Below are 23,608 nucleotides of genomic sequence, written 5' to 3'. Positions count from 1 at the left end.
ACGAGGGTGTCGTCGCCGGTGCCCATGCACGACGATGTGGGGGTTCGCCCTTCGTCGTCTCCCTGAGGAGCTGCCCATGAGCACCACGCGCACCGCTGTCGTCACCGGAGCCGCACGCGGCATCGGCCGTGCCATCGCCCACCGACTGGCCACCGACGGCCACCACGTGGCCGTGCTCGACCTCGACGAGTCCGCCTGCCAGGTCGTCGCGGACGAGATCACCGACGCGGGCGGCACCGCCCTCGCCGTGGGCGTGGACGTCTCGGACCCCGAGCAGGTCGAGGCGGGCGTGGCCCGGGTCGCCGGCGAGCTCGGCGCGCCGACGCTGCTGGTCAACAACGCCGGGATCATCCGCGACAACATGCTCTTCAAGATGGACGTCGCCGACTGGGACGCGGTCATGTCGGTGCACCTGCGCGGAGCCTTCCTCATGACCAAGGCCTGCCAGGCGCACATGACGCAGGAGAAGTACGGCCGGATCGTCAACCTCTCCTCGACCTCCGCGCTGGGCAACCGTGGGCAGGTCAACTACTCCACCGCCAAGGCGGGCATGCAGGGCTTCACCAAGACCCTGGCCATCGAGCTCGGCAAGTTCGGCGTGACCGCCAATGCCATCGCCCCCGGGTTCATCCAGACCGACATGACGGCCGCGACGGCCGAGCGCATCGGCGTCCCCTTCGAGGACTTCCTCGCGCACGCGGCCAAGGAGACCCCCGTCGGTCGCGTCGGCCAGCCCGAGGACATCGCCGCGACGGCGTCCTTCCTCATGTCCCAGGAGGCCGGCTTCGTCTCCGGGCAGGTCATCTACGTCGCCGGTGGGCCGAGGGACTGACTCATCGTTCGTCGGTGACGAAGTCGATCAGCTCCTCCACCCGCCCCAGCAGGGATGGCTCGAGGTCGGCGTAGTCGCGGACCGTGCCGAGGATCTGCTTCCAGGCCCGGGCGATGTCCGCCTGGTCGTCGTGCGGCCACCCGAGGTGGGCGCAGATCCCGCGCTTCCACTCCATGGACCGCGGGATCGTCGGCCAGGTGGCCATGCCCAACCGCTGGGGGCGCACGGACTGCCACACGTCGACATAGGGGTGCCCGACGACGAGCACGTGATCGGGGGCGACGCGGTTGGCCTTCTCGACGATCCGCGACTCCTTCGTCCCGGGCACGAGGTGGTCGACGAGCACGCCCATGCGTCGGCCCGGGCCGGGGGAGAAGTCCGTGATGACGGCGGCGAGGTCGTCCACGCCGTCGAGCATCTCGACGACGACACCCTCCACCCGCAGGTCGTGGCCCCAGACCTTCTCGACCAGCTCGGCGTCGTGTCGGCCCTCGACGAAGATCCGGGAGCCGCGGGCGACCCGGGCCTTCGCGCCCGTGACCGCCACCGAGCCGCTCGCGGTGCGCGAGGAGGCCTGCTGCGCCCGGGCGAGAGCCGCCCGCTGGGTCGCCGTGGGAGCCGTGAGACTCACCGGGGAGCCGTCGACGAGGAATCCCGGGCCGAGGGGGAAGGCACGCACCTTGCCCCGACGGTCCTCGAGGTGGACGACGTGCACGCCCCCCGCCTTCTCCACCGCGACGACCGCACCCACCCAGCCGGTGTCGACGTCCTCGACCACCGTGCCGCGGGTCGCCTCGAGGGCCCGCGAGGTCGGCCGGGCCAGCCGACCCGAGGAGCGCCAGTCGCCGGAGAGCACGTCGTTGCCGTATCGGTCGTTCACGAGGACGAACGCTAGGCGGCGGGGAGGTTCTCCAGGGGCAGGGCACGCCGGATTCAGGGGAATACCCGGTCCGGTCGTAGACTTGGCACTCAGGCGGACGGAGTGCCAAGGGTCCAGGCGAGAGGCGTCGAAGGAGGTCTTCATGAGTGACGAACGGCGGATGGACGTCCTCAGCGCCATCGTGGAGGACTACGTGCAGACATCGGAGCCGGTCGGCTCCCGTGCCCTGCTCGACCGTCACCGGCTCAACGTCTCCGCGGCCACGGTGCGCAACGACATGGCGGCACTCGAGGACGCGGGCCTGATCATCGCCCCGCACACCTCGGCCGGCCGGATCCCCACCGATGCCGGGTACCGCCTCTTCGTCGACCGGTTGCAGGCCATCCGGCCGATGTCGAAGGGGGAGCGGACCGCCATCACGGACTACCTCGAGGGCGCCGGTGAGCTCGACGTCGTCCTCGACCGGACGGTGCGACTCCTCTCGACGCTCACCCGCCAGGTGGCCGTCGTGCAGTACCCGTCGTTGACCCGCAGCACGGTCAAGCACATCGAGCTGGTCCCGATGAACGAGGCCCGGCTCATGGTCGTCGTCATCATGGGCACCGGACGCGTCGAGCAACGCGTCGTGCCCACCGGCGTCGACTACACCGATGCTCCCGGCCAGGAGGCACTCGCCCGGGCTCGTGGGCGGATCAACGCTGCGACCCGTGACCAGCGCCTCCTCGAGGCGCTGGGCGCGCTCGGTGCCCTCCACGACGAGGACACCGAGACCGAGGACGCGCTGACCGCGGGAGTGCTCGCCGCTCTCGAGGACGCGCTCGCCGAGGAGCGGGAGACCAAGGTCGCCCTCGCCGGCACGGCCAACCTCGCCCGCCGTCCGAGCGACTTCCCGATGACGCTCGAGCCGGTCCTCGACGCGCTCGAGCAGCACGTCGTGCTGCTCAAGCTGCTCACCGTCGAGGCGGACCAGGACGAGGTCTCCGTGCGCATCGGTTCGGAGAACCCCGTCAGCGGCCTGCAGAGCACCTCCTTCATCACCTCGGGCTACGGCTCGGGTGACGAGCAGGTCGGCACGGTCGGGGTGCTCGGCCCGACCCGCATGGACTATCCGGCGACGATGGCCCAGGTGCGGGCCGTCGCCACCTACCTCTCGCGGATCATGGACGCCTGACGGGCGCCCATCCGCACCACAGACCACCCACGACCCACGAGGACGTCACGCGTGAACGACTACTACGAGGACCTCGGCATCAGCCGGGACGCCAGCCCCGAGGAGATCAAGCGGGCCTACCGCAAGCTCGCCCGGACCCTGCACCCGGACGTCAATCCGGGTGAGGACGCCGAGGAGAGGTTCAAGCGGGTCTCGCAGGCCTACGACGTGCTCTCCGACGAGACCAAGCGGCGGCAGTACGACATGGGCGGCGACCCCTACGGCGGCGCCCACGACGGCTTCGGTGCGGGATTCAGCTTCAGCGACATCATGGAGCAGTTCTTCGGTGGCTCCGCCGGTGGTGGCGGCCGCGGCCGGCGCTCACGCTCCTCCCGCGGGCAGGACGGCCTCGTCGGCCTCGAGGTCGACCTGGCGACCGCGGTCTTCGGCGGCCAGGAGGACCTGACCATCGACACCGCGACCGTCTGCTCCTCGTGCTCCGGCGACGGTGCCCAGCCGGGCACCGGCCGGCGCACCTGTGACACCTGTGCCGGTCGCGGTGAGATCCAGCAGGTGCAGCGCTCCTTCCTCGGCCAGGTCATGACCAGCCGTCCCTGCCCGACCTGTCAGGGCTTCGGCGAGGTCATCCCCAACCCCTGCCACGAGTGCTCCGGCCAGGGCCGGGTGCGCACCCGCCGCACGATGAAGGTCCGCATCCCCGCCGGTGTCGACTCCGGCACACGCATCCACCTCGCGGGCGAAGGGGAGGTCGGTCCCGGCGGCGGGGCCGCCGGCGACCTCTACGTCGAGCTGCGGGTCATGGAGCACGAGACCTTCACCCGACGCGGCGACGACCTGCACGCCTCGGTGGCGGTCCCCATGACCGCGGCCGCGCTCGGGGTGGACATGAGCTTTCGCACCCTCGACGGCGAGCAGGAGATCAGCATCAAGCGGGGGACCCAGCCCGGCGACACGATCGTCCTCACCGGTCTCGGGGTGACCCACCTGCGCCACGAGGGCCGCGGCGACCTGATCATCCACGTCGACGTGCGCACACCGACCCGCCTCGATGGCGAGCAGGAGCAGCTGCTGCGCGATCTCGCCCGGGTGCGGGACGAGGAGGCGCCGGACGGGCAGCTCGACGACATCGACGCCGGCTTCGTCGGACGCCTGCGCCACGCCTTCAAGCGCTGACCCGACGACCCGGTGACCGCACCGCTCTTCCTCGTCGACCCGGGTGCCCTGGACGGGCTCGGCCCGGATGACACCGTCGACCTCACCGGGGCCGAGGCCCACCACGCCGCGACCGTGGTCCGGCAGGCCGTCGGTGACGAGGTCTGGGTTGCCGACCGCGAGGGCCACCGGCTGCGCACGCGCGCCGAGCAGGTCTCGGGGGACCTCGTCCGCCTGCGCGTGGTCGCGCGCATCGACGAGCCGGCGCCCGCCCTTCGCCTGACGCTCGTGCAGGCGCTCGCCAAGGACGGGCGGGACGAGGACGCCGTCGAGGCGGCCACCGAGCTCGGTGTCGACGGCATCATCCCGTGGCAGGCGGACCGCTCCATCGTCCGGTGGAAGGGGCCGCGGGCCGAGAAGGGGCTGCAGAAGTGGGCCAAGGTCGTCGAGCGCGCCGCCAAGCAGTCGCGACGCTCACGGTGGCCCGAGCTCGAGGACCTCGTGGCGAGCAGTGCCCTCGCCGAGCGGTGCTCGGGTGCGGGGGTGACCCCCTTCGTCCTGCACGAGGACGCGGTCACCTCCCTCGCCACGGCCGTGCTGCCGCCCGAGGGGGAGATCCTCCTCGTGGTCGGGCCCGAAGGGGGGATCTCGCCGCAGGAGGTCGACCGCTTCGTCGCCGCGGGAGCCACACCCGTGCGGCTGGGGTCACAGGTCCTGCGGGCCTCCACGGCCGGCCCGGCCGCGATCGCGGTCCTCAGCGCCGCGCAACGGTGGCGCTGACCGCGACGGGGAGTGCTCCCCATGGCACCGGTGCCCGACCTGGCCTAGTTTCGAGGGGCAGTCGTCAACCGGAACAACCAAGGGGCCTGGCATGTCGTTGGAGCAGGGAATGGACGTCGCTCGCGTCCGGGACGTCGCGCAACAGCTGCTGGCGAGCGGCGAGCGGATCGCTGCGGTGGGGGCAACGGGCAGGTCCCAGCTGTCCGTGCTCGGCGGAGCCTGGGAGGGTGCCGATGTCGAGCACTTCGAGGGCGGCTGGTCCACGGCGGAGCAGACCATCTCCGACGCCAGCACGCGCATCCGCGCCTACAGCCGGCTGCTGACCGAGCAGGCCGACCAGCAGGACGACGCGTCCGACGGCTCCGGAAGCATCCTGTCCGGCGGGGCCGGGGCGCCCGGTGCCGGCGGCGCGGGCCCCGGCACGGGCGGCAGCTCCTCGGACGACGGCCTCGGTCTCGACGACCTGGCGGCGCTCGGGCCGCTCGGCTCCGGGATCGCGGCACTGGTCACCAAGGGACCACGCCTGTGGGCCGCGCTCACGGGCAACACCTTCAAGATGTACCAGGCGCTCATGCCGGAGGGCCGCCTGGCCAGCCTGCTGGGAGCCTCGGGCGGGATGATGGACGACCTCTTCAGGGGCACCATCCCGGCGAGGATCAGCTCGAGGCTCGGTGGCCTGCTACGGACCGCCGGCCCGACCCTCGGCAAGGTCCTCGGTCCGCTGGGTGTCGTCGCCGGCGGCTTCGATCTGGTGCAGGGCGTGCGCGAGGGGGACTACCTGCGGGCCACCGGGGGTGGTCTTGGCGCGCTCAGCGGCGGCCTCGCCACCGCGGCAGCCTTCGGCGTGGCCCTGGGGCCCGTGGGCATCGGCATCATGGCCGGCGCCGGGATCGCGGCGGCGGGGATCGCGATCTACCAGAACTGGGACTCGATCTCCGGAGCGCTCTCGGACGCGGGGAGCGCGATCGCCGATGGCGCCAAGAGCGTCGTCGACGGCGCCAAGGACGTCGTCGACGAGGTTGGTAGTGTGCTCTCCGATCCTGTCGGTGCCATCGGAGGCCTGTTCTCATGACCGAACTGAAGACCCCGGGAATCATCGATTCGGCTGCCGCGCAGCAGGCCGCCCAGCAGTCCGTGGCGGTCGTCGGCGAGCAGGGACCGCTCGCCCTGGGTGCCCTCCCGGACGAGGCGATGGTGGCACTCGTCGGGGATGCCCAGCAGGCCGGTCCCCTGGGCGAGTGGTACAAGGGTCTCGACCCGGCGGAGAAGCAGCTCGCCCAGTCGGCCGCCCTGCGCACGATGACCGCCTTCGACAGCTTCGCCGTGGTCGCCGAGCACGCTGACGGCAACCACGAGTACGAGGTGGCGGAGGCGCTGTTGGCGGCCCTGCACCTGCGGCGGGTCGATGCCTCCCTCGTCGCACAGCGGATGACCGAGGACGGCCAGTCGTGGTTGACCTACCGTCCGGTGGCCGACGGCGTCGTGCTGCGGGAGCTCGTGAGTCCGCAGGGGTACCACGCCTTCCTCCTCACGCCCCCCGACGCACAGGAGCAGGCCGAGTTCCTGCGCTTCCTCGGCGTCACCGACGACTCCGCCGCGAGCGGTGAAGAGCGGGTCGTCACCGAGTCCGACCTCGAGGGTGGGCAGCGACTGGACTTCCTCCGGGGCATCACCCACGTCACCACCCTGGCCCGGCAGCTCGACGACGGGGGCGACCTGACGGTCGTGCACGCCTCGGCCTCCGAGCTGTTCGTCGCCGCGCCGTCGGGGGAGTCCGTCACCTACACGCCCGCAGGGCCGCAGGCCGTCGTCGACCTGTGGCGCGGGTGGGCCGAGGGCGCCACGTCGTGACCGGGGGTCCCACCGTCCCCGCGGCGCGCCCGCTGTTCCACCACGACGGCTCGGCCGCCGCCCAGCAGTACCTGGACGACCTCGTCGCCGCGGTCAGGGACGATCCCGGCCCGGAGCTGGCCGTGTTCAGGGCACGACCGACCGCAGGCTTCCTCACCGCGCTCGTCCTCCCCTTCGTCCTCGTCGCACTCCTGGCCCTCGTCCTCGCCCCGGAACCGCTCATCGCCGTGGTGCCGCTGGCGATCGGGGTCGGTGCGGCACTGGTCTTCGTCGTCGCCGGCCTCCTCGACCGGATCCGGGTGCACGCACACGGCCTCGTCCTGGGCTTCGGGGGGCGGACGGTGATTCCCCTGGAGACCATCGACCCCGGCCGGGTCCACGTCTCGCGGGCCCTCTTCCTCACCCGGCACGCTGCTGCGCCTGCAGGGGCAACCCGGGGAACGGCCGGGCCGATGGTCGTCCTCAACGGGTGGCAGCCGGGCATGCTCGCCGCCAACGTCGCCGGTGCCCCCGACCCCGGTCGGTCGGTCTTCGGGTGGTACCTGCTCGGCGCACGTGACCAGCGCGCCTTCCTCGAGGCCCTGGAGGCGGCCATGCTGGGCGCGGGGCTCGAGTCGGCTCGAGGACTGGCCGAGGAGACCCTGGCGCACCGCGCGGTCAGACCGACCCGTCGCCAGGACGGCGCGCCCCTCTTCCGTGGCCGTCAGACCACCGACCCGCCCCTGGCCGGGGTGCGGAGGTAGCGCCGACGGACTCGTGCGATGTGGCGGGTCGGTCGTAGACTTGCTCACACGATGCCTCACGCCGACAACCCAGACCTGCGCGCGCTCGACGCGATCCCCGACAGCCCCCGAGAGGCCGCGTCCGGCCCGGCCCGGAGCGTGCAGCAGACGATCGTCCTGCCCGACAACGTACCGATGGTCAACCTCCTCGGACCGACCGACGGCTTGCTGCGCACGATGGAGCGAGCCTTCCCCCGGGCCGAGATCCTCGTGCGGGGCAATGAGTTCCGCCTGCGGGGCCCGGAGGCGGACCTCGAGATCATCGACCGGCTCCTGGACGAGCTCCTCGAGATCGTCGAGTCAGGGCAGTCGTTGAATGCCGACGCCGTCGATCGCTCGATCACCATGCTGCGCGGCCAGAGCCGGCAGCGACCGGCCGATGTGCTGACGATGAACATCGTCTCCAACCGGGGACGCGCCATCCGGCCCAAGACGCTGGGCCAGAAGGACTACGTCGACGCCATCGGTGACCACACGGTGATCTTCGGCATCGGTCCCGCGGGGACGGGCAAGACCTACCTCGCGATGGCCAAGGCGGTCGCCGCACTGCAGGCGAAGCAGGTCAACCGGATCATCCTCACCCGCCCGGCCGTCGAGGCGGGCGAGAAGCTCGGCTTCCTCCCGGGCACGCTGGGCGACAAGATCGACCCGTACCTGCGCCCCCTCTACGACGCCCTGCACGACATGATCGACCCCGAGTCGATCCCTCGACTCATGGCGGCGGGCACCATCGAGGTCGCCCCCCTGGCCTTCATGCGCGGTCGCACCCTCAACGACTCCTTCATCATCCTCGACGAGGCGCAGAACACCTCGCCCGAGCAGATGAAGATGTTCCTCACCCGACTGGGCTTCGGCTCGAAGATGGTCGTCACCGGCGACACGAGCCAGGTCGACCTCCCCGGGGGGGTCGAGTCGGGCCTGAAGGTCGTCCAGCGGATCCTCGGGGACGTCGACGGGGTGCACTTCGCCCACCTCGCTGCCGTGGACGTCGTGCGCCACCGACTCGTCGGGGAGATCGTCAATGCCTACGACCGGTACGACGCGACGAAGGGGCCGCACAGATGAGCATCGAGGTCCTCAACGAGAGCGGCCACGGGATCCAGGAGCGCGAGTTCATCGACCTCGCCCGGTACGTCCTCGGCGAGATGAGGGTCCACCCGCGGGCCGAGCTGTGCATCCGGATGGTCGACGAGGACACCATGACGGTCCTGCACGTGCAGTGGATGGACCTGCCCGGACCCACCGATGTCATGAGCTTCCCCATGGACGAGCTCGAGCCCGGTCGCGAGGGCGAGCAACCGCAGGAGGGTGTCCTCGGGGACATCGTGCTGTGTCCCTCCGTCGCGGAGAGCCAGGCCGACGCGGCCGGCCACGCGATGATCGAGGAGATGCTCCTGCTCACGACGCACGGCATCCTCCACCTCCTCGGCTACGACCACGCGGAGCCGGAGGAGGAGCAGGAGATGTTCGAGCTGCAGCGCCAGCTGCTGCTGACCTTCCTCGCGCAACGGGGCCGGGAGAGCGGCGCGTGACCACACTCATCGTCGGCGCGATCATCTCGATCGTCGCCGCCTTCGTGCTCACCCTCATCGACGCCGCGATCGGCTCGGCCTCGCGCGTCGGGGCGGAGCAGGCCGAGAGCGACGGCAAACGCGGAGCCGGGGCCCTGCGCGCCATCCTCGCCGAGAGCGCCGGCCCGATCTCCGTCATCGTCTTCCTGCGCGCCATCGCGGAGGCGAGCGCCGCCGTGCTCATCACGCTCGTCGTGGTGGAGCAGGTCGAGCGCACCTGGGTGGCCCTCGTCATCTCGGTGGGGATCATGGTCGTCGTGACCTTCGTCCTCGTCGGCGTCTCACCGCGCACCCTCGGACAGCAGCACAGCACCTCGATCGCGCTGGTGGCTGCTCCCTTCGTCATCTGGTTGCGCCGCATCCTCGGGCCCTTCGCGCGTCTGCTCGTGACCGTGAGCAATGCCGTGACCCCGGGTGGGGGCTACCGGGACGGGCCCTTCAGCTCCGAGGCGGAGCTGCGTGACCTGCTCGACATGGCAGGGGAGTCCTCGCTCATCGAGGACGAGGAGCGCGACATGCTCCACTCCGTCTTCGAGCTCGGCGACACCCTGGCCCACGAGGTCATGGTCCCGCGCACGGACATGGTCACCATCGAGTCGGACAAGCCGGTGCGCAAGGGCCTGAACCTCTTCATCCGCTCCGGCTTCTCCAGGGTGCCGGTCGTCGGTGAGTCCAGCGACGACATCGTGGGCCTGGTCTACCTCAAGGACGTCGTGCGCGCGGTCCTCGCCGACGAGCGGGCCGTGGAGCGGCCGGTCGAGAAGTTCATGCGACCGGCCCCCTTCGTCCCCGAGAGCAAACCGGTCGACTCACTGCTGCGCGAGATGCAGGTCGAGCAGACCCACGCTGCGATCGTCGTCGACGAGTACGGCGGGACCGCTGGACTGGTGACGATCGAGGACATCCTCGAGGAGATCGTCGGGGAGATCACCGATGAGTACGACCGGGAAGGGCCAGGTGTCGAGGACCTCGGCGAGGAGCGCTACCGCGTCCCCGCGGGCCTGAGCGTCGACGACCTCGCCGAGCTCTACGACGTCGATCTCGAGGACGAGGAGGTCGACACCGTCGGCGGGCTCATCGGCAAGGTCACCGGCCGGGTCCCGATCGTGGGCGCGCGCTGCGAGGTTGCCGGACTCTCGCTGTCGGCTGAGAAGATGTCCGGACGACGGCACCGGATCGCGACCGTCATCGTCGAGCGGGTTGCCGCCGTGGACCCGGCGGCCGGCCACCATCACGAGGAGATCGGGGCATGAGCGTGGACGAGATGCAGTGGAAGGCAGGCTTCGCCTGTCTCGTGGGCCGGCCCAACGCGGGGAAGTCGACCTTGACCAATGCCCTCGTCGGGGACAAGGTCGCGATCACCTCGAGCAAGCCACAGACCACCCGGCACACCATCCGCGGGATCGTCACGCGGGACCACGAGCAGCTGATCCTCGTGGACACCCCGGGGCTGCACAAGCCACGAACCCTGCTGGGGGAGCGGCTCAACGACCTCGTCCGCGAGACCCTTCTCGAGGTCGACGTCATCGGCTTCTGCCTCCCCGCCGACCAGAAGATCGGGCCGGGGGACGGCTTCATCGCCGCGGAGCTCATCGAGCTCCAGCGCGCGAAGAAGGTGCCCGTCGTCGCCATCGCCACCAAGAGCGACACGGTCGACAAGGGGCGCCTCGCGGAGCACCTCATCGCCATCGACCGGCTCGGTGACTGGACGGCGATCGTCCCCTGTTCCGCCGTGCGCGGGGACCAGGTCGAGGACGTGCTGACCGTGCTGGCGGAGCACATGCCGCCCTCTCCCGCTCCGCTGTACCCCGAGGACGTCCTCACCGACGAGCCGGACGAGCGCATGATCGCCGAGCTCGTGCGCGAGGCCGCCCTCGAGGGTGTGCGGGACGAGCTGCCGCACAGCCTCGCGGTGGTCGTCGAGGAGATGGTGCCGCGCGAGGACCGCCCGGACGACTCGCCGATGCTCGACGTGCGTGTCCACGTCTTCGTCGAGCGGGACAGTCAGAAGGCGATCATCATCGGCCGTGGCGGCTCACGCCTGCGGGAGGTCGGTACCCAGGCCCGTGCGGGGATCGAAAAGCTCCTCGGGCAGCGGGTCTACCTCGACCTCCACGTCAAGGTCGCCAAGGACTGGCAGCGCGACCCCAAGCAGATGCAGCGACTGGGATTCTGAGGCCCTCCGGGGGCGCATGATCCACTGCCTCCGGGGCCCACGATCCGCCCCGGACGGGTGTCGATCCTTTTTGTGATCCGAGTTCTGGTGTGCAGGATGGCTGGCGGACACGCCACGAACCAGATTGCGAGGATGGCCGCCGGCAGCGGCCGATTCAAGTATGACAACCGACATCACGTCGACACAAGAGTCACCCCCGCCACGGTCGGAACCCCCCGTCGAGCCCCCGCAGGGGAAGATCATCCCGGCACCCCGGGTCTTCTGGCCCTCGGTGGTGCTCCTCGTCCTCTTCGTCGGGATTGCCCTGATCTGGCCGAAGCAGCTCGACTCGGTGCTCGGCAAGGCCAACGACACGATCATCGGGCAGCTGGGCTGGTTCTACGTCGTCATCGTCGCAGGATTCGTCTTCTGGTCGATCTGGATCGCGGTCTCCCCGATGGGCAGCATCGTGCTCGGCGACCCGGAAGAGGACCCGGAGTACTCGATGCCGTCATGGTTCGCGATGCTCTTTGCGGCCGGGATGGGTATCGGTCTGGTCTTCTGGGGCGTGGCCGAACCGCTGAACCACTACGCCACGCCGCCCCCGGGCACCGGGGGGAGCGAGGCGGCGCGTGCGCGCGAGGCCATGGACACCACCTTCCTCCACTGGGGGCTGCACGCGTGGGCGATCTATGTCGTGGTCGGCCTGGCCGTCGCGTACGCCGTGCACCGCAAGAAGCGCCCGGTGTCGATCCGCTGGGCGCTCGAGCCGATCTTCGGCGACCGGGTCAAGGGCCTTCTTGGTGACTTCATCGATGTCCTCGCGATCCTCGGCACCCTCTTCGGTGTCGCGACCTCCCTCGGCTTCGGGGTCTCCCAGGTCGGCGCCGGCCTGGGACACCTGGGGATCGCGGAGGTCTCGGAGGAGACGGGAAGCGTCTCGACGCTGCTGCTCGTCCTCCTGATCATCGGCATCACCGCCATCGCCGTCGTCTCGGTGGCCAGCGGCGTGGACAAGGGCATCAAGATCCTGTCCAACACCAACATGCTCGTCGCCGGGGCCCTCCTGCTCGTCGTGCTCGTCCTCGGTCCGACGAGCTTCCTCCTCGGAGACTTCGTCCAGCAGATCGGCTCCTACCTGCAGAACTTCTTCAAGCTGGCCTTCCGGACCTTCGCCTTCCAGGGTGGGGACGGTCGGACGTGGCTGTCCGGCTGGACGACCTTCTACTGGGGCTGGTGGATCAGCTGGTCCCCCTTCGTCGGGGTCTTCATCGCCCGCATCTCCCGGGGGCGCACGGTGCGTGAGTTCGTCGCCGGCGTCCTGCTCGTGCCGACGCTCGTCGGGATGCTGTGGTTCTCCGTCTTCGGCGGTTCCGGCCTGCACCGGGAGATCTTCGGTGCGGGGGGCATCATCGACAAGGAGGGCGCCGTGTCCACGGACCTCGCGCTCTTCCAGATGCTCGACGGGTTGCCGGCCTCGACGTTGCTGAGCATCGTCGCGATGTTCCTCGTCATCGTCTTCTTCGTCACCAGCTCGGACTCCGGGTCATTCGTCGTCGACATGCTGGCCTCGGGCGGAAACGCCAACCCGCCGGTGTGGAGCCGCGTCATGTGGGCCACGCTCGAGGGCACGGTCGCTGCGGCCCTGATCGTCGTCGGCGGTGCCGGAGGCACCGGACTGTCGGCACTGCAGACGATGGCCATCCTCATCGCCGCGCCCTTCAGCATCGTCATGATCTTCATGGCGTGGGGTACGGCCAAGGCACTGATCGAGGAGCACGGTGAGATCGTCCACGGACGCCGTCGCCGATTCCGCCGGTCGATCACGCGGGAGGTCAAGGCAGACCTCACCGACTTCATCCGATCGGTGACCCGACGGGAGCGCCGGGACTCCTGACCGCGTCCGTATCGCGGACAGGCTCGTCCGGGGCCCGAACCCGATTGGGGGTTCGGGCCCCGACGCCTATCCTTGGGTCATGCACATCGGAGTCTTTGGAGCCACCGGCCAGGTCGGAAACGTCATGCGGGCGCTGCTCGAGGAGCGGAACTTCCCCGTCACCTCGATCCGCTACTTCGCCTCAGCACGGTCCGCCGGGTCGACCCTGCCGTGGAAGGACCAGGAGGTGACGGTCGAGGACACCGAGACGGCCGACTTCTCCGGACTGGACATCGCGCTGTTCTCCAACGGCGGGAGCGTGAGCAAGGAGTGGGCGCCCAAGGTCGCCGCGGCCGGCGCCACGGTCGTCGACAACTCCAGTGCGTGGCGCAAGGACCCCGAGGTCCCGCTCGTCGTCTCCGAGGTCAACCCCGATGACATCGACGACCTGCCCAAGGGGATCATCGCCAACCCCAACTGCACGACCATGGCCGCGATGCCGGTGCTCAAGCCCCTGCACGACGCGGCCGGTCTCGTCGCCCTGCGCGTCGCGACCTACCAGGCCGTCTCCGGCTCCGGAGGCAAGGGCCTCGTCGAGCTCGACAGCCAGCTGCGGGCGGGCTACGCCTCCGGCGACCCGAAGGACCTCGCCCTGGACGGCTCTGCCGTCACCCTGCCCGCGCCGCAGGTCTACGAGGTCCCCGTCGGCTTCAACGTCGTGCCCGTCGCGGGTGCGGTCCAGGACGATGGCACCCTCGAGACCGACGAGGAGCAGAAGCTGCGCAACGAGTCGCGCAAGATCCTCCACGCCCCCGAGCTGCGCGTCTCCGGCACGTGCGTGCGCGTGCCGGTCTTCACCGGCCACGCCCTGGCGATCCACGCCGAGTTCGACCGGGAGATCACCCCGGAGCAGGCGACGAGCATCCTCGAGGCCGCGGACGGCGTGACGGTCACCGACGTGCCGAACCCGCTGGCCGCGGCCGGTCAGGACGACGTCTTCGTCGGCCGCATCCGCGCCGACCAGTCCGTGGTCGAGGGCAAGGGTCTGACCCTCTTCGTCGCCGGGGACAACCTGCGCAAGGGCGCGGCCCTGAACGCGGTCCAGATCGCGGAGGCGATCGTCGCCCGCCAGGGCTGAGCGGCACGAGCCGCACGAAGGGGCCGGTCAGTTGCCTCGCGAGCGTGCAGGAGCGTGGTCGGCTGCGCAGTCACCTCGTAGCCGACTCGGCCCGGACCGGCGAGCCACGCGTGCCACCCCCTGCATCTCCTCGGATGGAGGCGGTGGGCCCTTGGCACGCGGACACCAAGAGTGCTGCGTGACGCACTCGTTCCGCCAGCGTTGTCGGTGGTCGGTGCCATGGTGGATCCATGACGGCGACGGTGACGTGGAGCGAGCAGGGGATCCTTCCCGGGCTGCGTGACGCGCTGCGCTCGATGGTGGGCGCAAGCGGTGACGGCGAGAGGGCGTGGCAGCTCGGAGCCGCCGAGGTCGAGGAGGGCCTCGCGGCGGTGGGCGAGCTGCGCCAGCTGCTCGACGTCGCCGAGGTCACGCTCGTGCGCGAGGGCGTCAGCCGCGGCCTGCCGAAGGACGCCTCGTGGTCCGACCACGACTGGGTGACCCGTGCGGAGAGCAGCCGGGCGCCGTCACCGCGGACCCGGCACGTCTCCGGTGTGCTCAGGGTGGCGAAGGGGGAGCGCCTGACCTCCGTGGTGGCCTCCTTCGCGGCCGGGGAGTGCTCGCTCGGCACGGCCGACCAGCTAGTGCGGTTCGAGGCGCAGGTGGCCCCGGTCGCCGACCCGACGATGGTGGCCGCTGACCTGGCAGCGCTGACCGAGTCGGCCTGTGACGACGTCGTCCCGACCGGGCCCGACGGGCGTGGGCGGCTGCGCGTGCCGGGCCTGACCGAGAAGGAGCTGGCTGTCGCCATCACCCACGCCGGGAGGCTGTTGAAGCCGGCGCCGGACCTGGAGCGGGAAGACCGGCGGGCCAAGGCCGCTCGGTCGCTCGTGAAGAGTCCGGGACCGGCAGGGATGAGTGCCTACAAGCTGACCCTCGACCCGGAGGGCGCGGCCGTTATCGACGCGGCGATCAGCGCCCTGTCCGCCCCGGTCAAGGGGCCCGAGGGGGAGTGGGACGATCGCCCCGCGCGCCGCCGTCGAGCCGACGCCCTCATCGACATCGTCCGCCGCGGGGTGTCCGCACCCGGCGAGGCGCCGAAGACCGACAAGGCGCAGGTGCAGGTGACGATCCCGCTGGCGACGCTCCTCGAGGGCGTCCACGGCGGCGGCGTGACACCGACCGGTGAGGTCCTGCCGCCGAGCGTCGTGCGGCGGATGGCCTGTGATGCCGGCATCCTGCCCGTGGTCCTCGGCGGGCGGGGCGAGGTCCTCGAGATGGGGCGCTCCGTGCGGCTCTTCACTCCGGGACAGCGACGCGCCGTCTGGCTGCGCGATGGCTCGTGCACCTTCCCCGGATGCACCGTGCCCGCCCAGTGGTGCGACGCCCACCACGTCGACTGGTGGTCCCGCGGCGGCGGCACCGACGTGTCCAACGCGGCCCTGCTCTGCCAGCGGCACCACACGAAGGTGCACGCCCACGACCTCACCGCCACCATCACCGACACCGGCGTGACCTGGCACCGGTAGCGACCACGCCCCGAGCCCCGCCCTCTCGGACGGGGCCATCCGGCATGGGCTCCCTCAGCGCAACCAGCTGTTGCCGACGATCCCGCCCCACCAGCGACCGACGCCCCAGGTGTCACCGGCGAGGCCGTAGGCCGCGGCGAGCAGCACGATCGCCTCGATCCAGTGGCTGTCGGTGATCGGGTTGACGAAGCCCATGTTGGCCTGGCCGATCGGGATGAGCGCGACGTACATGAAGGCCAGCAGGAGCGTGCCGCTCCACGCGGCGAGCTTCAGTCCGGCACCGACCATCATCGCCACGCCGATGGCCAGGAGCCCGATCATGGAGAGCCAGTCTGCCCACGGGCCGGAGATGCTCTGGAAAAAGCCGGCGGTGGGCCCCTCGAGGCCCGCGATGAAGCCCTGTGCGGGCTGGCCGCCGTCGATCCAGGCCCGCTTCGCCGCAGGGTCGCAGAGGCGACGATGTCCTCCTGGTAGAGGACGGAGCCGTCGTGCGCCTCCTGGTGGCGACGTTCAGAGGACTTCGTGGTCATGGTGTTCACAGTCGCCGTCCGGAATATGACCGCCGTGATCCCCGCCACGACGACGCGCTACGGTGGTCTCATGCGCACGGATCTCCTCCTTCTCCGCCGCGACGAGGCCTGACACACCGGCCACCTCGTCGCGGAGTTCGTGGTGCCGACCCAGTGACCACCGACGTGACGAAGGACAGAGCATGATCCATTCCCAGCAGCCCACCTCGATGCCGGTGCGCAAGTACGTCCCCTTCCAGGACCAGATCAGCGTCGAGCTGCCGGACCGGACGTGGCCCGACCGGGTGATGACCCGCGCCCCGCGCTGGTGCGCGGTCGACCTGCGCGATGGCAACCAGGCACTCATCGACCCGATGGACGCCGACCGCAAGCTGCAGATGTTCCAGCTGCTCGTGCGGATGGGCTACAAGGAGATCGAGGTCGGGTTCCCCAGCGCGAGCGAGACCGACTACAACTTCTGCCGTGAGCTCATCGACGGGGGCCACATCCCCGACGACGTGACGATCCAGGTGCTCACCCAGTGCCGCGACCACCTCATCGAGAAGACCTTCGACGCCATCGCCGGCAGCCGACAGGCAATCGTCCACTTCTACAACTCGACCTCGGTGCTCCAGCGTCGCGTCGTCTTCAACTCCGACCAGGACGGCATCGTCGACATCGCCCTGCAGGGCGCGCGCCTGTGCAAGAAGCTCGAGGAGGGTGTCCCCGACACCGACGTCTACTACCAGTACTCGCCCGAGTCCTACACCGGCACCGAGCTCGACTTCGCTGCCCGCATCTGCAACGAGGTCATCGACGTCATCGACCCGACGCCGGACCACAAGATGATCATCAACCTGCCGGCGACCGTCGAGATGGCCTCGCCCAATGTCTACGCGGACTCGATCGAGTGGATGAGCCGCCACCTCGAGCGGCGCGAGTCGATCATGCTCTCCCTGCACCCCCACAACGACCGTGGTGAGGGCGTGGCCGCCGCCGAGCTCGGCTACCTGGCCGGCGCCGACCGCATCGAGGGGTGCCTCTTCGGCAACGGTGAGCGCACCGGCAACGTCGACCTCGTCACGCTGGGCATGAACCTCTTCAGCCAGGGCATCGACCCGCAGATCGACTTCTCCCAGATGGACGAGCTCCGTCGGACCGTCGAGCACTGCACCCAGCTGCCGGTCCACCCGCGTCACCCCTGGGGCGGTGACCTCGTCTACACGGCCTTCTCCGGGTCGCACCAGGATGCGATCAAGAAGGGCTTCGACGACATGGAGGCCCGGGCGAAGGAAGCCGGCACCGACGTCAACGGCATCGACTGGGGCGTGCCCTACCTGCCGATCGACCCGCACGACATCGGCCGCTCCTACGAGGCCGTCGTCCGCGTCAACAGCCAGTCCGGCAAGGGTGGCGTCTCCTACCTGCTCAAGTCCGAGGTCGGCCTGGAGCTGCCGCGGCGTCTGCAGATGGAGTTCTCCGCGGTCGTGCAGCGCCGGACCGACACCGACGGCGGTGAGCTGAGCGGCCTCGCCCTGTGGCAGGACTTCTCCGACGAGTACCTGCACAGCGAGGACGAGGACGGCTGGGGTCGCTTCCAGCCGGTGCGCACCACACTCACCGGTGAGGACGACGGGCTCGACCGCATCGAGGGCCACATCCTCGACCACGGCCGGGAGGTCCCGATCTCCGGCAGCGGCAACGGCCCGATCGCCGCCTTCCTCGACGCCCTCGCGCCCCTGGGCATCGACGTGCGTGTGCTCGACTACGCCGAGCACGCGCTGTCCGCCGGTGGCGACGCACGCGCCGCCGCCTACGTCGAGTGCGCCGTCGGCGAGCGGGTCCTGTGGGGCGTCGGCCTGCACGACTCGATCGTCAAGGCCTCGCTGCGCGCGATCCTCTCCGCGGTCAACCGCGCCGAGCGGGACGCCGCCACCGAGGGGTGAGGCTCAGCGCACCCCGGCGACGCGGAACTGGATCGACACGCGTGGTCCCACCGCGGCACTCGTCTTGGGCACAGCGTGGTCCCAGGTGCGCTGGCACGCGCCACCCATGACGACGAGGTCTCCGTGCCCGAGCGAGACCCGCTGGGAGGCACCGCCGTCCCGCGGCCGCAGGGCGAGGTGGCGGGCCGACCCGAGGGAGACGATCGCGACCATCGTGTCCTCGTCCCGGCTGCGGCCGATCCGATCGCCGTGCCAGGCGACGGAGTCGCTGCCGTGACGGTAGAGGCACAGTCCCGCGGTGACGAAGGGCTCGCCCAGTTCTTGGGCGTACTGCGCGGACAGTCGCCGGCGCATCTCGTCCAGGAGTGGATCGGGGAGCGCATCGTCACCCTCGTAGAAGCACGTCAGTCGTGGCACGTCGACGACGGAGTCGTACATCTGCCGACGCTCCGCGCGCCACGGGACCTCGTGCAGCAGCGTGTCGAGCACGTCGTCGGTGCCGCAGGCCCAACCGGGGACGAGGTCGAGCCATGAGGACTCGTCGAGGAAGCGGCGGTGCCGTCGGTCGAGGTCACCGAGCGTGGGGGTCTCGGCCGTGTCGAAGAGCGAGGACTGGAGCGCCTGCATGCCTCGAGCGTAGCAGGGCGTCGAACGCCTGTTCGAGGCCTTGCACTCGGTGTGGGGGTGCGTGTCGCTGGGAATCGCGCAGCCGATGGCTGAGAATGACCCCATGCCCCTCTACCGCGAGTCCGGGGTCGTGCTGCGCACCCACAAGCTGGGTGAGGCCGACCGGATCATCACCGTGCTCACCCGCGGGCGCGGCAAGATCCGCACCGTGGCGAAGGGGGTCCGCCGCACCCGCTCGAAGTTCGGCGCCCGTCTCGAGCCCGGGATGCACGTGGACCTCCAGTGCTACGAGGGGCGCAACCTCGACACGGTGACGCAGACCGAGTCGCTCGACGCCTGGGGCGACGTCCTCGCCCGCGACTACCGCCGCTGGACCGCCGCGGCGGCGATCCTCGAGACGGCCGACCGGCTCACCGAGGAGCACGAGCCGGCCGTGCAGCAGTACCTCCTGCTCGCCGGTGCGCTGCGCTCGCTGGCCCAGGCCGACCACGCACCCGAGCTCGTGCTCGATGCCTACCTGTTGCGCGCCCTCGCGGTCGCCGGGTGGGCGCCGAGCTTCCACGACTGCGCCCGCTGCGGGGAGCAGGGGCCGCACCGCTCCTTCCACGTCGCCTCCGGCGGGGTGCTGTGCCGCAGCTGCCGCATCCCCGGAGCCCTGGCGCCCGCGCCGGAGACCCTCGACCTGCTGGCCGCGCTGCTCGCCGGTGACTGGGTCCTCGCCGACGGCTCCCTCGAGCGGCACCGCCGCGAGGGGTCGGGTCTGACCTCGGCCTTCCTCCAGTGGCACCTCGAGCGCGGGGTGCTCTCCCTTCGTCACGTCGATCGCACCCCACCGCAGAGGACCGGATGAGTCGCTACGCCACCCCCTTCGCCCACCCGAGCGGCGCCACGCCGCCACCGGTACCCGCCGACCTCGTGCCCGGGCACGTCGCGATCGTCATGGACGGCAACGGCCGGTGGGCCAACCAGCGGGGGCTGGCGCGGACCAAGGGCCACGAGGCGGGGGAGGGCGCCCTGCTCGATGTCGTCGCCGGCGCGCTCGACATCGGCGTGACCCACCTGTCGACCTACGCCTTCTCGACGGAGAACTGGCGCCGGTCCCCGGACGAGGTGCGCTTCCTCATGGGCTTCAACCGGGACGTCATCCGCCGCCGACGCGACCAGCTGCACTCCTGGGGGGTGCGCATGCGCTGGGTCGGGCGTCGGCCCAAGCTGTGGGGCTCGGTCATCAAGGAGCTCGAGACCGCGCAGGAGATGACCCGGGACAACGACGCGATGACGCTGTACTTCTGCGTCAACTACGGCGGACGGGCGGAGATCGCCGATGCCGTCAGGGGCATCGCCCAGGACGTCACGGCCGGTCGCCTCAAGGGCTCGCGCATCGACGAGCGGACGATCGCCCGCTACCTCAGCGAGCCGGACATGCCCGACGTCGACCTTTTCCTGCGCAGCTCCGGTGAGCAACGCACGAGCAACTTCCTGCTGTGGCAGGCCGCCTACGCGGAGATGGTCTTCCAGGACACGTTGTGGCCGGACTACGACCGCCGTCACCTCTGGGAGGCCATCGAGACCTACGCGCGCCGCGATCGCCGGTACGGCGGAGCCGTGGACGCTCCGACGACGGGCTGACGAACGGGGGTCAGCCCTCGGCGCCGCACGGTGCGCACCGGCCGAAGAGCTCCAGGGTGTGGGCGACGTCGGTGAAGCCGTGGGCGGCACTGACCGAGGCCGCCCACCGCTCGACGGCAGGGCCCTCGATCTCCACCGTGCGGCCGCAGTCGCGGCAGACCAGGTGGTGGTGGTGCCCGGTGCTGCACCGACGGAAGGCCTGCTCCCCGTCGCCGGTGCGCAGGGTGTCGACGAGGTCCTCCTCGACCATCGCCTGCAGGGTCCTGTAGACCGTCGCCAGGCCGATCTTGTCGCCGCGGGCATGGAGGCTCGCGTGGATCTCCTGCGCCGAGCGGAACTCCTCGTAGCGCTCCAGGTCGGCCTCGATGGCGGTGCGCTGCTTCGTGGGGCGGCGGGTGCGGATGTCGTTCACCGCTGGCTCCCTTCGAGAGTGGACCGGGGCTCCGGGTGGTCGGGGTCGTGCTCGTCCCAGTGGTCCCCGTGGCGGGCGTGCCGGTGGCCGTCGTGGAGGTAGTCGACGTGGTCCCCGTGGAGGAGGACCTCGTGGCCGCACTCCTCCCAGTGCACGTGCTCGTGTGCCTCGGCCGCGCGGTGCCGACGGTGGCGCAGCGCCTGTACGAGGCCCGCGCCACCAGCTGACAGGACGAAGGCGGTGATGGCCAGCAGCACGATTGTCGCGCCCGACGGGGTATTGGCGTAGAAGCTCGTCACCACCCCACCGGCACTCGTGACCAGGCCGACGAGGACCGCCCACGCGAGGCTGCCGCGGAAGGAGCGACCGAGGTGCTGCCCGGTGGCGTTGGGCAGGATCATCAGCGCGCTGATGAGCAACAGGCCGATGACCCGCATCGAGATGACGACGGTGACCCCGGTGAGCACCGCCAGCAGGATGTTCGTCGCGAGGACCGGCAGCCCCGAGGCGCGCGCGTACTCCTCGTCCTGGGCCACCGCGAAGAGTCGCTCGCGCAACACGAGCACGGTGACGAGGACGACGGCGGCGAGGACGGCGAAGGCGATGAGGTCGCTTCGCGACACCGTGTTGAGGGCGCCGAAGAGGTAGCCCTGCAGGTTGGTCGAGGATCCTTGGGGCGCCTTGGCCATGGTGACGACGCCCGCAGCGATGCCGCCGTAGAACATCACCGCCAGGGCGAGGTCGCCCCCGGTACGCCCCCAGTGGCGCAGCAGCTCGATCGCCACGGCGGCGAGGACGACGACGATGAGCGCGGTGAGCACGGGGGAACTGCCCGTCAGCACGCCGATGCCGACGCCAGCGAGGGCGACGTGGCCCATCCCGTCGCCGATGAGCGACATCCCACGTTGGACGAGGAAGACCCCGACCAGTGGCGCCGAGGCGCCGACGAGCAGGGCGGCGATGAGGGAGTTGCGCATGAACTCCAGGCTGAACAGGTCGATCATCGGGGGCCCCCCTTCGTCGGCAGCATCGTCGTCGGGACGGAGGAGGGGGCCGGTGCGTCCTCGTTCGCGTGGTGGGCCTTCGTCACGTCCAGCGCATCGACCCCCCGGGGTGGGCCGTCGTAGGCGAGCCCGCCGCCGCGAACGACGACTGCCCGGGTGACGAGGTCGGCGAGCGGACCGAGCTCGTGGGTGACGACGACGAGGGTCGCGCCGCGCTCGACGAGGCGGCGCATCACTGCGCCGAGGACCTGCTGGTGCCCCTGATCGACGCCGGCGGTCGGCTCGTCCATGAGGAAGACCTCGGGCCGGCTGGCGAGCGCCCGGGCGATGAGCACCCGGCGCTGCTGGCCTCCTGAGAGGGTGGCCACGTCGTGGTCGCCGAGATCGCCGAGGCCGACGACGGACAGGCTCTCGGCGACCTGTGCCCGGTTGTCGACCGAGCGGATGCGCCAGGGCGCCCACCAGGGAGTGCGCACGGTGCGGCCCATGGTGACGATCTCTGCGGCGGTGGCCCTGACGGCCGAGGCGAGGGTGTGCCGCTGCGGCACGTAGCCGATGGCCGCGCGAGCGGCGCGCGATCCGGTCGGCGCGCCGAGCACGCGCGCGCTGCCGCCGTGCTGCTCGGCAAGGCCGACGAGGCCCTTGACAAGGGTGGACTTGCCGGACCCGTTGGGGCCGAGCACGGCGACGACCTCGCCCCGGGCGATCGTCAGGTCGACGCCGGTGACGACGGTGCGGCCCGCGTAGCCGAAGGAGGCCCCTCGCAGCTCGATGACCGCCCCCGCGGAGGCGACCTCCGCTCCGGTGGGGTCGTCGGCGTGGTTCACGTGCACTCCTGTCCCTCTTGCACGGTGGCGAGGTTGCTGCGCATGACCTCGAAGTAGTCGGAGCCGGCAGACTCGTCGGTGATCCCCTCGATCGGGTCGAGCACGGCGACCTGTGCACCACCGTCACGGGCGATGGTGTCGGCGAGGTCGCTCGGGACGAGAGTCTCAGCGTAGACGGTGGAGACCTGCTTCTCCTTGACGTACGCGATGAGGTCGGCCATCTCCGAGGGGCTCGGCTCGGCATCAGGGGTGACTCCCGAGACGGAGACCTGGTGGAATCCGTACCGGTCGGCGAAGTACGCGAAGGCAGCGTGTCCGGTGACGAGGTCCGGCTGCGTGCAGTCCTCGAGTCCGGACTTCAGCTCGGAGTCGAGATCGGAGAGCTCGTCGGTGAAAGCCTTGGCGTTGGCGCGGTAGTCGGCGGCGTGGTCCGGGTCCGTCTCGGCCAGCTGCTCGGCAATGGCGTCGGCGACCTTGCCGTACCGGATCGGATCGAGCCAGAAGTGCGGGTCCTGGCCACCGTCGTCGTGACCCTCGCCGTGGCCGTGGCCGTGGCCGTGGTCGTCGCCCGGCTCTGCCTCCTCGTCCGGGGCCCCGATGTCGAGCTGTGCCGCGTCCGAAACATCGAAGGCGTTGTCCCCCACGTCCTTGACCGCGTCGTCGATGGCGGGCTGGAACCCGGCGAGGTAGACGAGCTGGTCGGCCCGACTCACCTCAGCGGTCTGCTGGGGGGTGAGCTCGAGGTCGTGTGGCTCGGCTCCCGGCCGGGTGAGGTTCGAGACGTCGACGTACTCACCCCCGACCTGGCTCGCGGCGTATTCGAGCGGGTAGAAGGTGGTGGCGACCGTGACCTTGCCTTCGGCGCCGGTCGAGTCGTCTCCCGATCCGCACGCCGAGACGGCGAGCGCGAGAGCGGACGAGGCGAGAAGGGCTCGAGAGAGGGTCATGAGAACGATTC

The 23,608-nt window shown here is 70.7% G+C and carries 24 protein-coding genes; 17 read left to right on the top strand and 7 right to left on the bottom strand.

What is annotated here, in order from left to right:
- The first annotated feature begins 76 nt into the window (after window positions 1-76).
- Window positions 77-832 (top strand): 3-oxoacyl-ACP reductase FabG, encoded by a 756-nt coding sequence (gene fabG / locus ACR9E9_RS12760; protein WP_435199014.1) that lies wholly within the window; start codon window positions 77-79, stop codon window positions 830-832.
- 1 nt (window position 833) lies between these two features.
- Here fabG and ACR9E9_RS12755 read toward each other — a convergent pair whose 3' ends face one another.
- Window positions 834-1,712: a DUF3097 domain-containing protein gene (locus ACR9E9_RS12755; RefSeq protein ID WP_435199012.1), complete on the bottom strand. Its 879-nt coding sequence runs from the start codon at window positions 1,710-1,712 to the stop codon at window positions 834-836.
- A gap of 142 nt (window positions 1,713-1,854) precedes the next feature.
- Here ACR9E9_RS12755 and hrcA point away from each other — a divergent pair, with 142 nt between their 5' ends.
- The 13 genes from hrcA (at window position 1,855) to ACR9E9_RS12690 (ending at window position 15,696) form a co-directional block, all read left to right on the top strand.
- Window positions 1,855-2,883: a heat-inducible transcriptional repressor HrcA gene (hrcA, locus tag ACR9E9_RS12750; protein ID WP_435199010.1), complete on the top strand. Its 1,029-nt coding sequence runs from the start codon at window positions 1,855-1,857 to the stop codon at window positions 2,881-2,883.
- A gap of 51 nt (window positions 2,884-2,934) precedes the next feature.
- Complete coding sequence (dnaJ, locus tag ACR9E9_RS12745) at window positions 2,935-4,056, top strand: molecular chaperone DnaJ (RefSeq protein WP_435199008.1); 1,122 nt, start codon at window positions 2,935-2,937, stop codon at window positions 4,054-4,056.
- A gap of 12 nt (window positions 4,057-4,068) precedes the next feature.
- Window positions 4,069-4,815 (top strand): 16S rRNA (uracil(1498)-N(3))-methyltransferase, encoded by a 747-nt coding sequence (locus ACR9E9_RS12740; RefSeq protein WP_435199006.1) that lies wholly within the window; start codon window positions 4,069-4,071, stop codon window positions 4,813-4,815.
- Window positions 4,816-4,906: 91 nt separating this feature from the next.
- Window positions 4,907-5,887, top strand: coding sequence for a WXG100 family type VII secretion target (locus tag ACR9E9_RS12735; RefSeq protein ID WP_435199004.1), 981 nt, complete (start codon window positions 4,907-4,909; stop codon window positions 5,885-5,887).
- Entirely contained in the window at window positions 5,884-6,666 is a 783-nt protein-coding gene (locus ACR9E9_RS12730) for a hypothetical protein (protein WP_435199002.1), read from the top strand. Before ACR9E9_RS12735 ends, ACR9E9_RS12730 begins: the two co-directional genes overlap by 4 nt.
- Window positions 6,663-7,409 carry a hypothetical protein gene (locus ACR9E9_RS12725; RefSeq protein WP_435199000.1) on the top strand — a complete coding sequence of 249 codons (747 nt, stop codon included), beginning with the start codon at window positions 6,663-6,665 and terminating at the stop codon, window positions 7,407-7,409. The genes ACR9E9_RS12730 and ACR9E9_RS12725 overlap by 4 nt, the downstream gene beginning before the upstream one ends.
- 51 nt (window positions 7,410-7,460) lie before the next feature.
- Window positions 7,461-8,513: a PhoH family protein gene (locus ACR9E9_RS12720; RefSeq protein ID WP_435198998.1), complete on the top strand. Its 1,053-nt coding sequence runs from the start codon at window positions 7,461-7,463 to the stop codon at window positions 8,511-8,513.
- Window positions 8,510-8,980, top strand: coding sequence for an rRNA maturation RNase YbeY (gene ybeY / locus ACR9E9_RS12715; RefSeq protein ID WP_435198996.1), 471 nt, complete (start codon window positions 8,510-8,512; stop codon window positions 8,978-8,980). The genes ACR9E9_RS12720 and ybeY overlap by 4 nt, the downstream gene beginning before the upstream one ends.
- The gene (locus tag ACR9E9_RS12710; RefSeq protein WP_435198994.1) at window positions 8,977-10,272 is read left to right on the top strand and encodes a hemolysin family protein; all 1,296 of its coding nucleotides are present in this window, start codon (window positions 8,977-8,979) and stop codon (window positions 10,270-10,272) included. The genes ybeY and ACR9E9_RS12710 overlap by 4 nt, the downstream gene beginning before the upstream one ends.
- Window positions 10,269-11,195: a GTPase Era gene (gene era / locus ACR9E9_RS12705; RefSeq protein WP_435198992.1), complete on the top strand. Its 927-nt coding sequence runs from the start codon at window positions 10,269-10,271 to the stop codon at window positions 11,193-11,195. The genes ACR9E9_RS12710 and era overlap by 4 nt, the downstream gene beginning before the upstream one ends.
- A gap of 160 nt (window positions 11,196-11,355) precedes the next feature.
- Complete coding sequence (locus ACR9E9_RS12700) at window positions 11,356-13,071, top strand: BCCT family transporter (protein ID WP_435198990.1); 1,716 nt, start codon at window positions 11,356-11,358, stop codon at window positions 13,069-13,071.
- 79 nt (window positions 13,072-13,150) lie between these two features.
- Window positions 13,151-14,188, top strand: a complete 1,038-nt coding sequence (locus ACR9E9_RS12695; protein WP_435198988.1) for an aspartate-semialdehyde dehydrogenase — start codon at window positions 13,151-13,153, stop codon at window positions 14,186-14,188.
- A 230-nt stretch (window positions 14,189-14,418) separates the two neighbouring features.
- A complete protein-coding gene (locus ACR9E9_RS12690) occupies window positions 14,419-15,696 on the top strand; it encodes a DUF222 domain-containing protein (protein WP_435198986.1) in 1,278 nt (425 codons plus the stop codon).
- A 54-nt stretch (window positions 15,697-15,750) separates the two neighbouring features.
- On the opposite strand, the gene ACR9E9_RS12685 is transcribed toward ACR9E9_RS12690, so the two are convergent.
- A complete protein-coding gene (locus tag ACR9E9_RS12685; protein WP_435198984.1) occupies window positions 15,751-16,017 on the bottom strand; it encodes a hypothetical protein in 267 nt (88 codons plus the stop codon).
- Between the two features lie 391 nt (window positions 16,018-16,408).
- Here ACR9E9_RS12685 and leuA point away from each other — a divergent pair, with 391 nt between their 5' ends.
- Window positions 16,409-18,151, top strand: coding sequence for a 2-isopropylmalate synthase (gene leuA / locus ACR9E9_RS12680; RefSeq protein WP_435198982.1), 1,743 nt, complete (start codon window positions 16,409-16,411; stop codon window positions 18,149-18,151).
- 3 nt (window positions 18,152-18,154) lie between these two features.
- Here leuA and ACR9E9_RS12675 read toward each other — a convergent pair whose 3' ends face one another.
- On the bottom strand, window positions 18,155-18,778 hold the full coding sequence (locus tag ACR9E9_RS12675) for an alpha-ketoglutarate-dependent dioxygenase AlkB (protein WP_435198980.1): 624 nt from the start codon (window positions 18,776-18,778) through the stop codon (window positions 18,155-18,157).
- Between the two features lie 103 nt (window positions 18,779-18,881).
- Here ACR9E9_RS12675 and recO point away from each other — a divergent pair, with 103 nt between their 5' ends.
- Together recO and ACR9E9_RS12665 are read left to right on the top strand one after the other, a co-directional pair.
- Window positions 18,882-19,628 carry a DNA repair protein RecO gene (gene recO, locus ACR9E9_RS12670; RefSeq protein ID WP_435198978.1) on the top strand — a complete coding sequence of 249 codons (747 nt, stop codon included), beginning with the start codon at window positions 18,882-18,884 and terminating at the stop codon, window positions 19,626-19,628.
- A complete protein-coding gene (locus ACR9E9_RS12665; protein ID WP_435198976.1) occupies window positions 19,625-20,407 on the top strand; it encodes an isoprenyl transferase in 783 nt (260 codons plus the stop codon). The genes recO and ACR9E9_RS12665 overlap by 4 nt, the downstream gene beginning before the upstream one ends.
- A gap of 10 nt (window positions 20,408-20,417) precedes the next feature.
- Here ACR9E9_RS12665 and ACR9E9_RS12660 read toward each other — a convergent pair whose 3' ends face one another.
- The 4 genes from ACR9E9_RS12660 to ACR9E9_RS12645 are packed head-to-tail and all read right to left on the bottom strand — an operon-like array spanning window position 20,418 to window position 23,597.
- Window positions 20,418-20,819: a Fur family transcriptional regulator gene (locus tag ACR9E9_RS12660; protein WP_435198974.1), complete on the bottom strand. Its 402-nt coding sequence runs from the start codon at window positions 20,817-20,819 to the stop codon at window positions 20,418-20,420.
- Window positions 20,816-21,823, bottom strand: coding sequence for a metal ABC transporter permease (locus ACR9E9_RS12655; RefSeq protein WP_435198972.1), 1,008 nt, complete (start codon window positions 21,821-21,823; stop codon window positions 20,816-20,818). The genes ACR9E9_RS12660 and ACR9E9_RS12655 overlap by 4 nt, the downstream gene beginning before the upstream one ends.
- Window positions 21,820-22,650 carry a metal ABC transporter ATP-binding protein gene (locus ACR9E9_RS12650; RefSeq protein ID WP_435198970.1) on the bottom strand — a complete coding sequence of 277 codons (831 nt, stop codon included), beginning with the start codon at window positions 22,648-22,650 and terminating at the stop codon, window positions 21,820-21,822. The genes ACR9E9_RS12655 and ACR9E9_RS12650 overlap by 4 nt, the downstream gene beginning before the upstream one ends.
- Window positions 22,647-23,597, bottom strand: coding sequence for a metal ABC transporter substrate-binding protein (locus tag ACR9E9_RS12645; protein ID WP_435198968.1), 951 nt, complete (start codon window positions 23,595-23,597; stop codon window positions 22,647-22,649). The genes ACR9E9_RS12650 and ACR9E9_RS12645 overlap by 4 nt, the downstream gene beginning before the upstream one ends.
- Between the last annotated feature and the right edge of the window lie 11 nt (window positions 23,598-23,608).

Source organism: Janibacter sp. GS2, assembly GCF_051200835.1.
Classification (GTDB): Bacteria; Actinomycetota; Actinomycetes; order Actinomycetales; family Dermatophilaceae; genus Janibacter.
The sequence above is the reverse complement of the archived record's forward strand: the minus strand, read 5'-3'. Positions and strand labels throughout refer to the sequence as shown.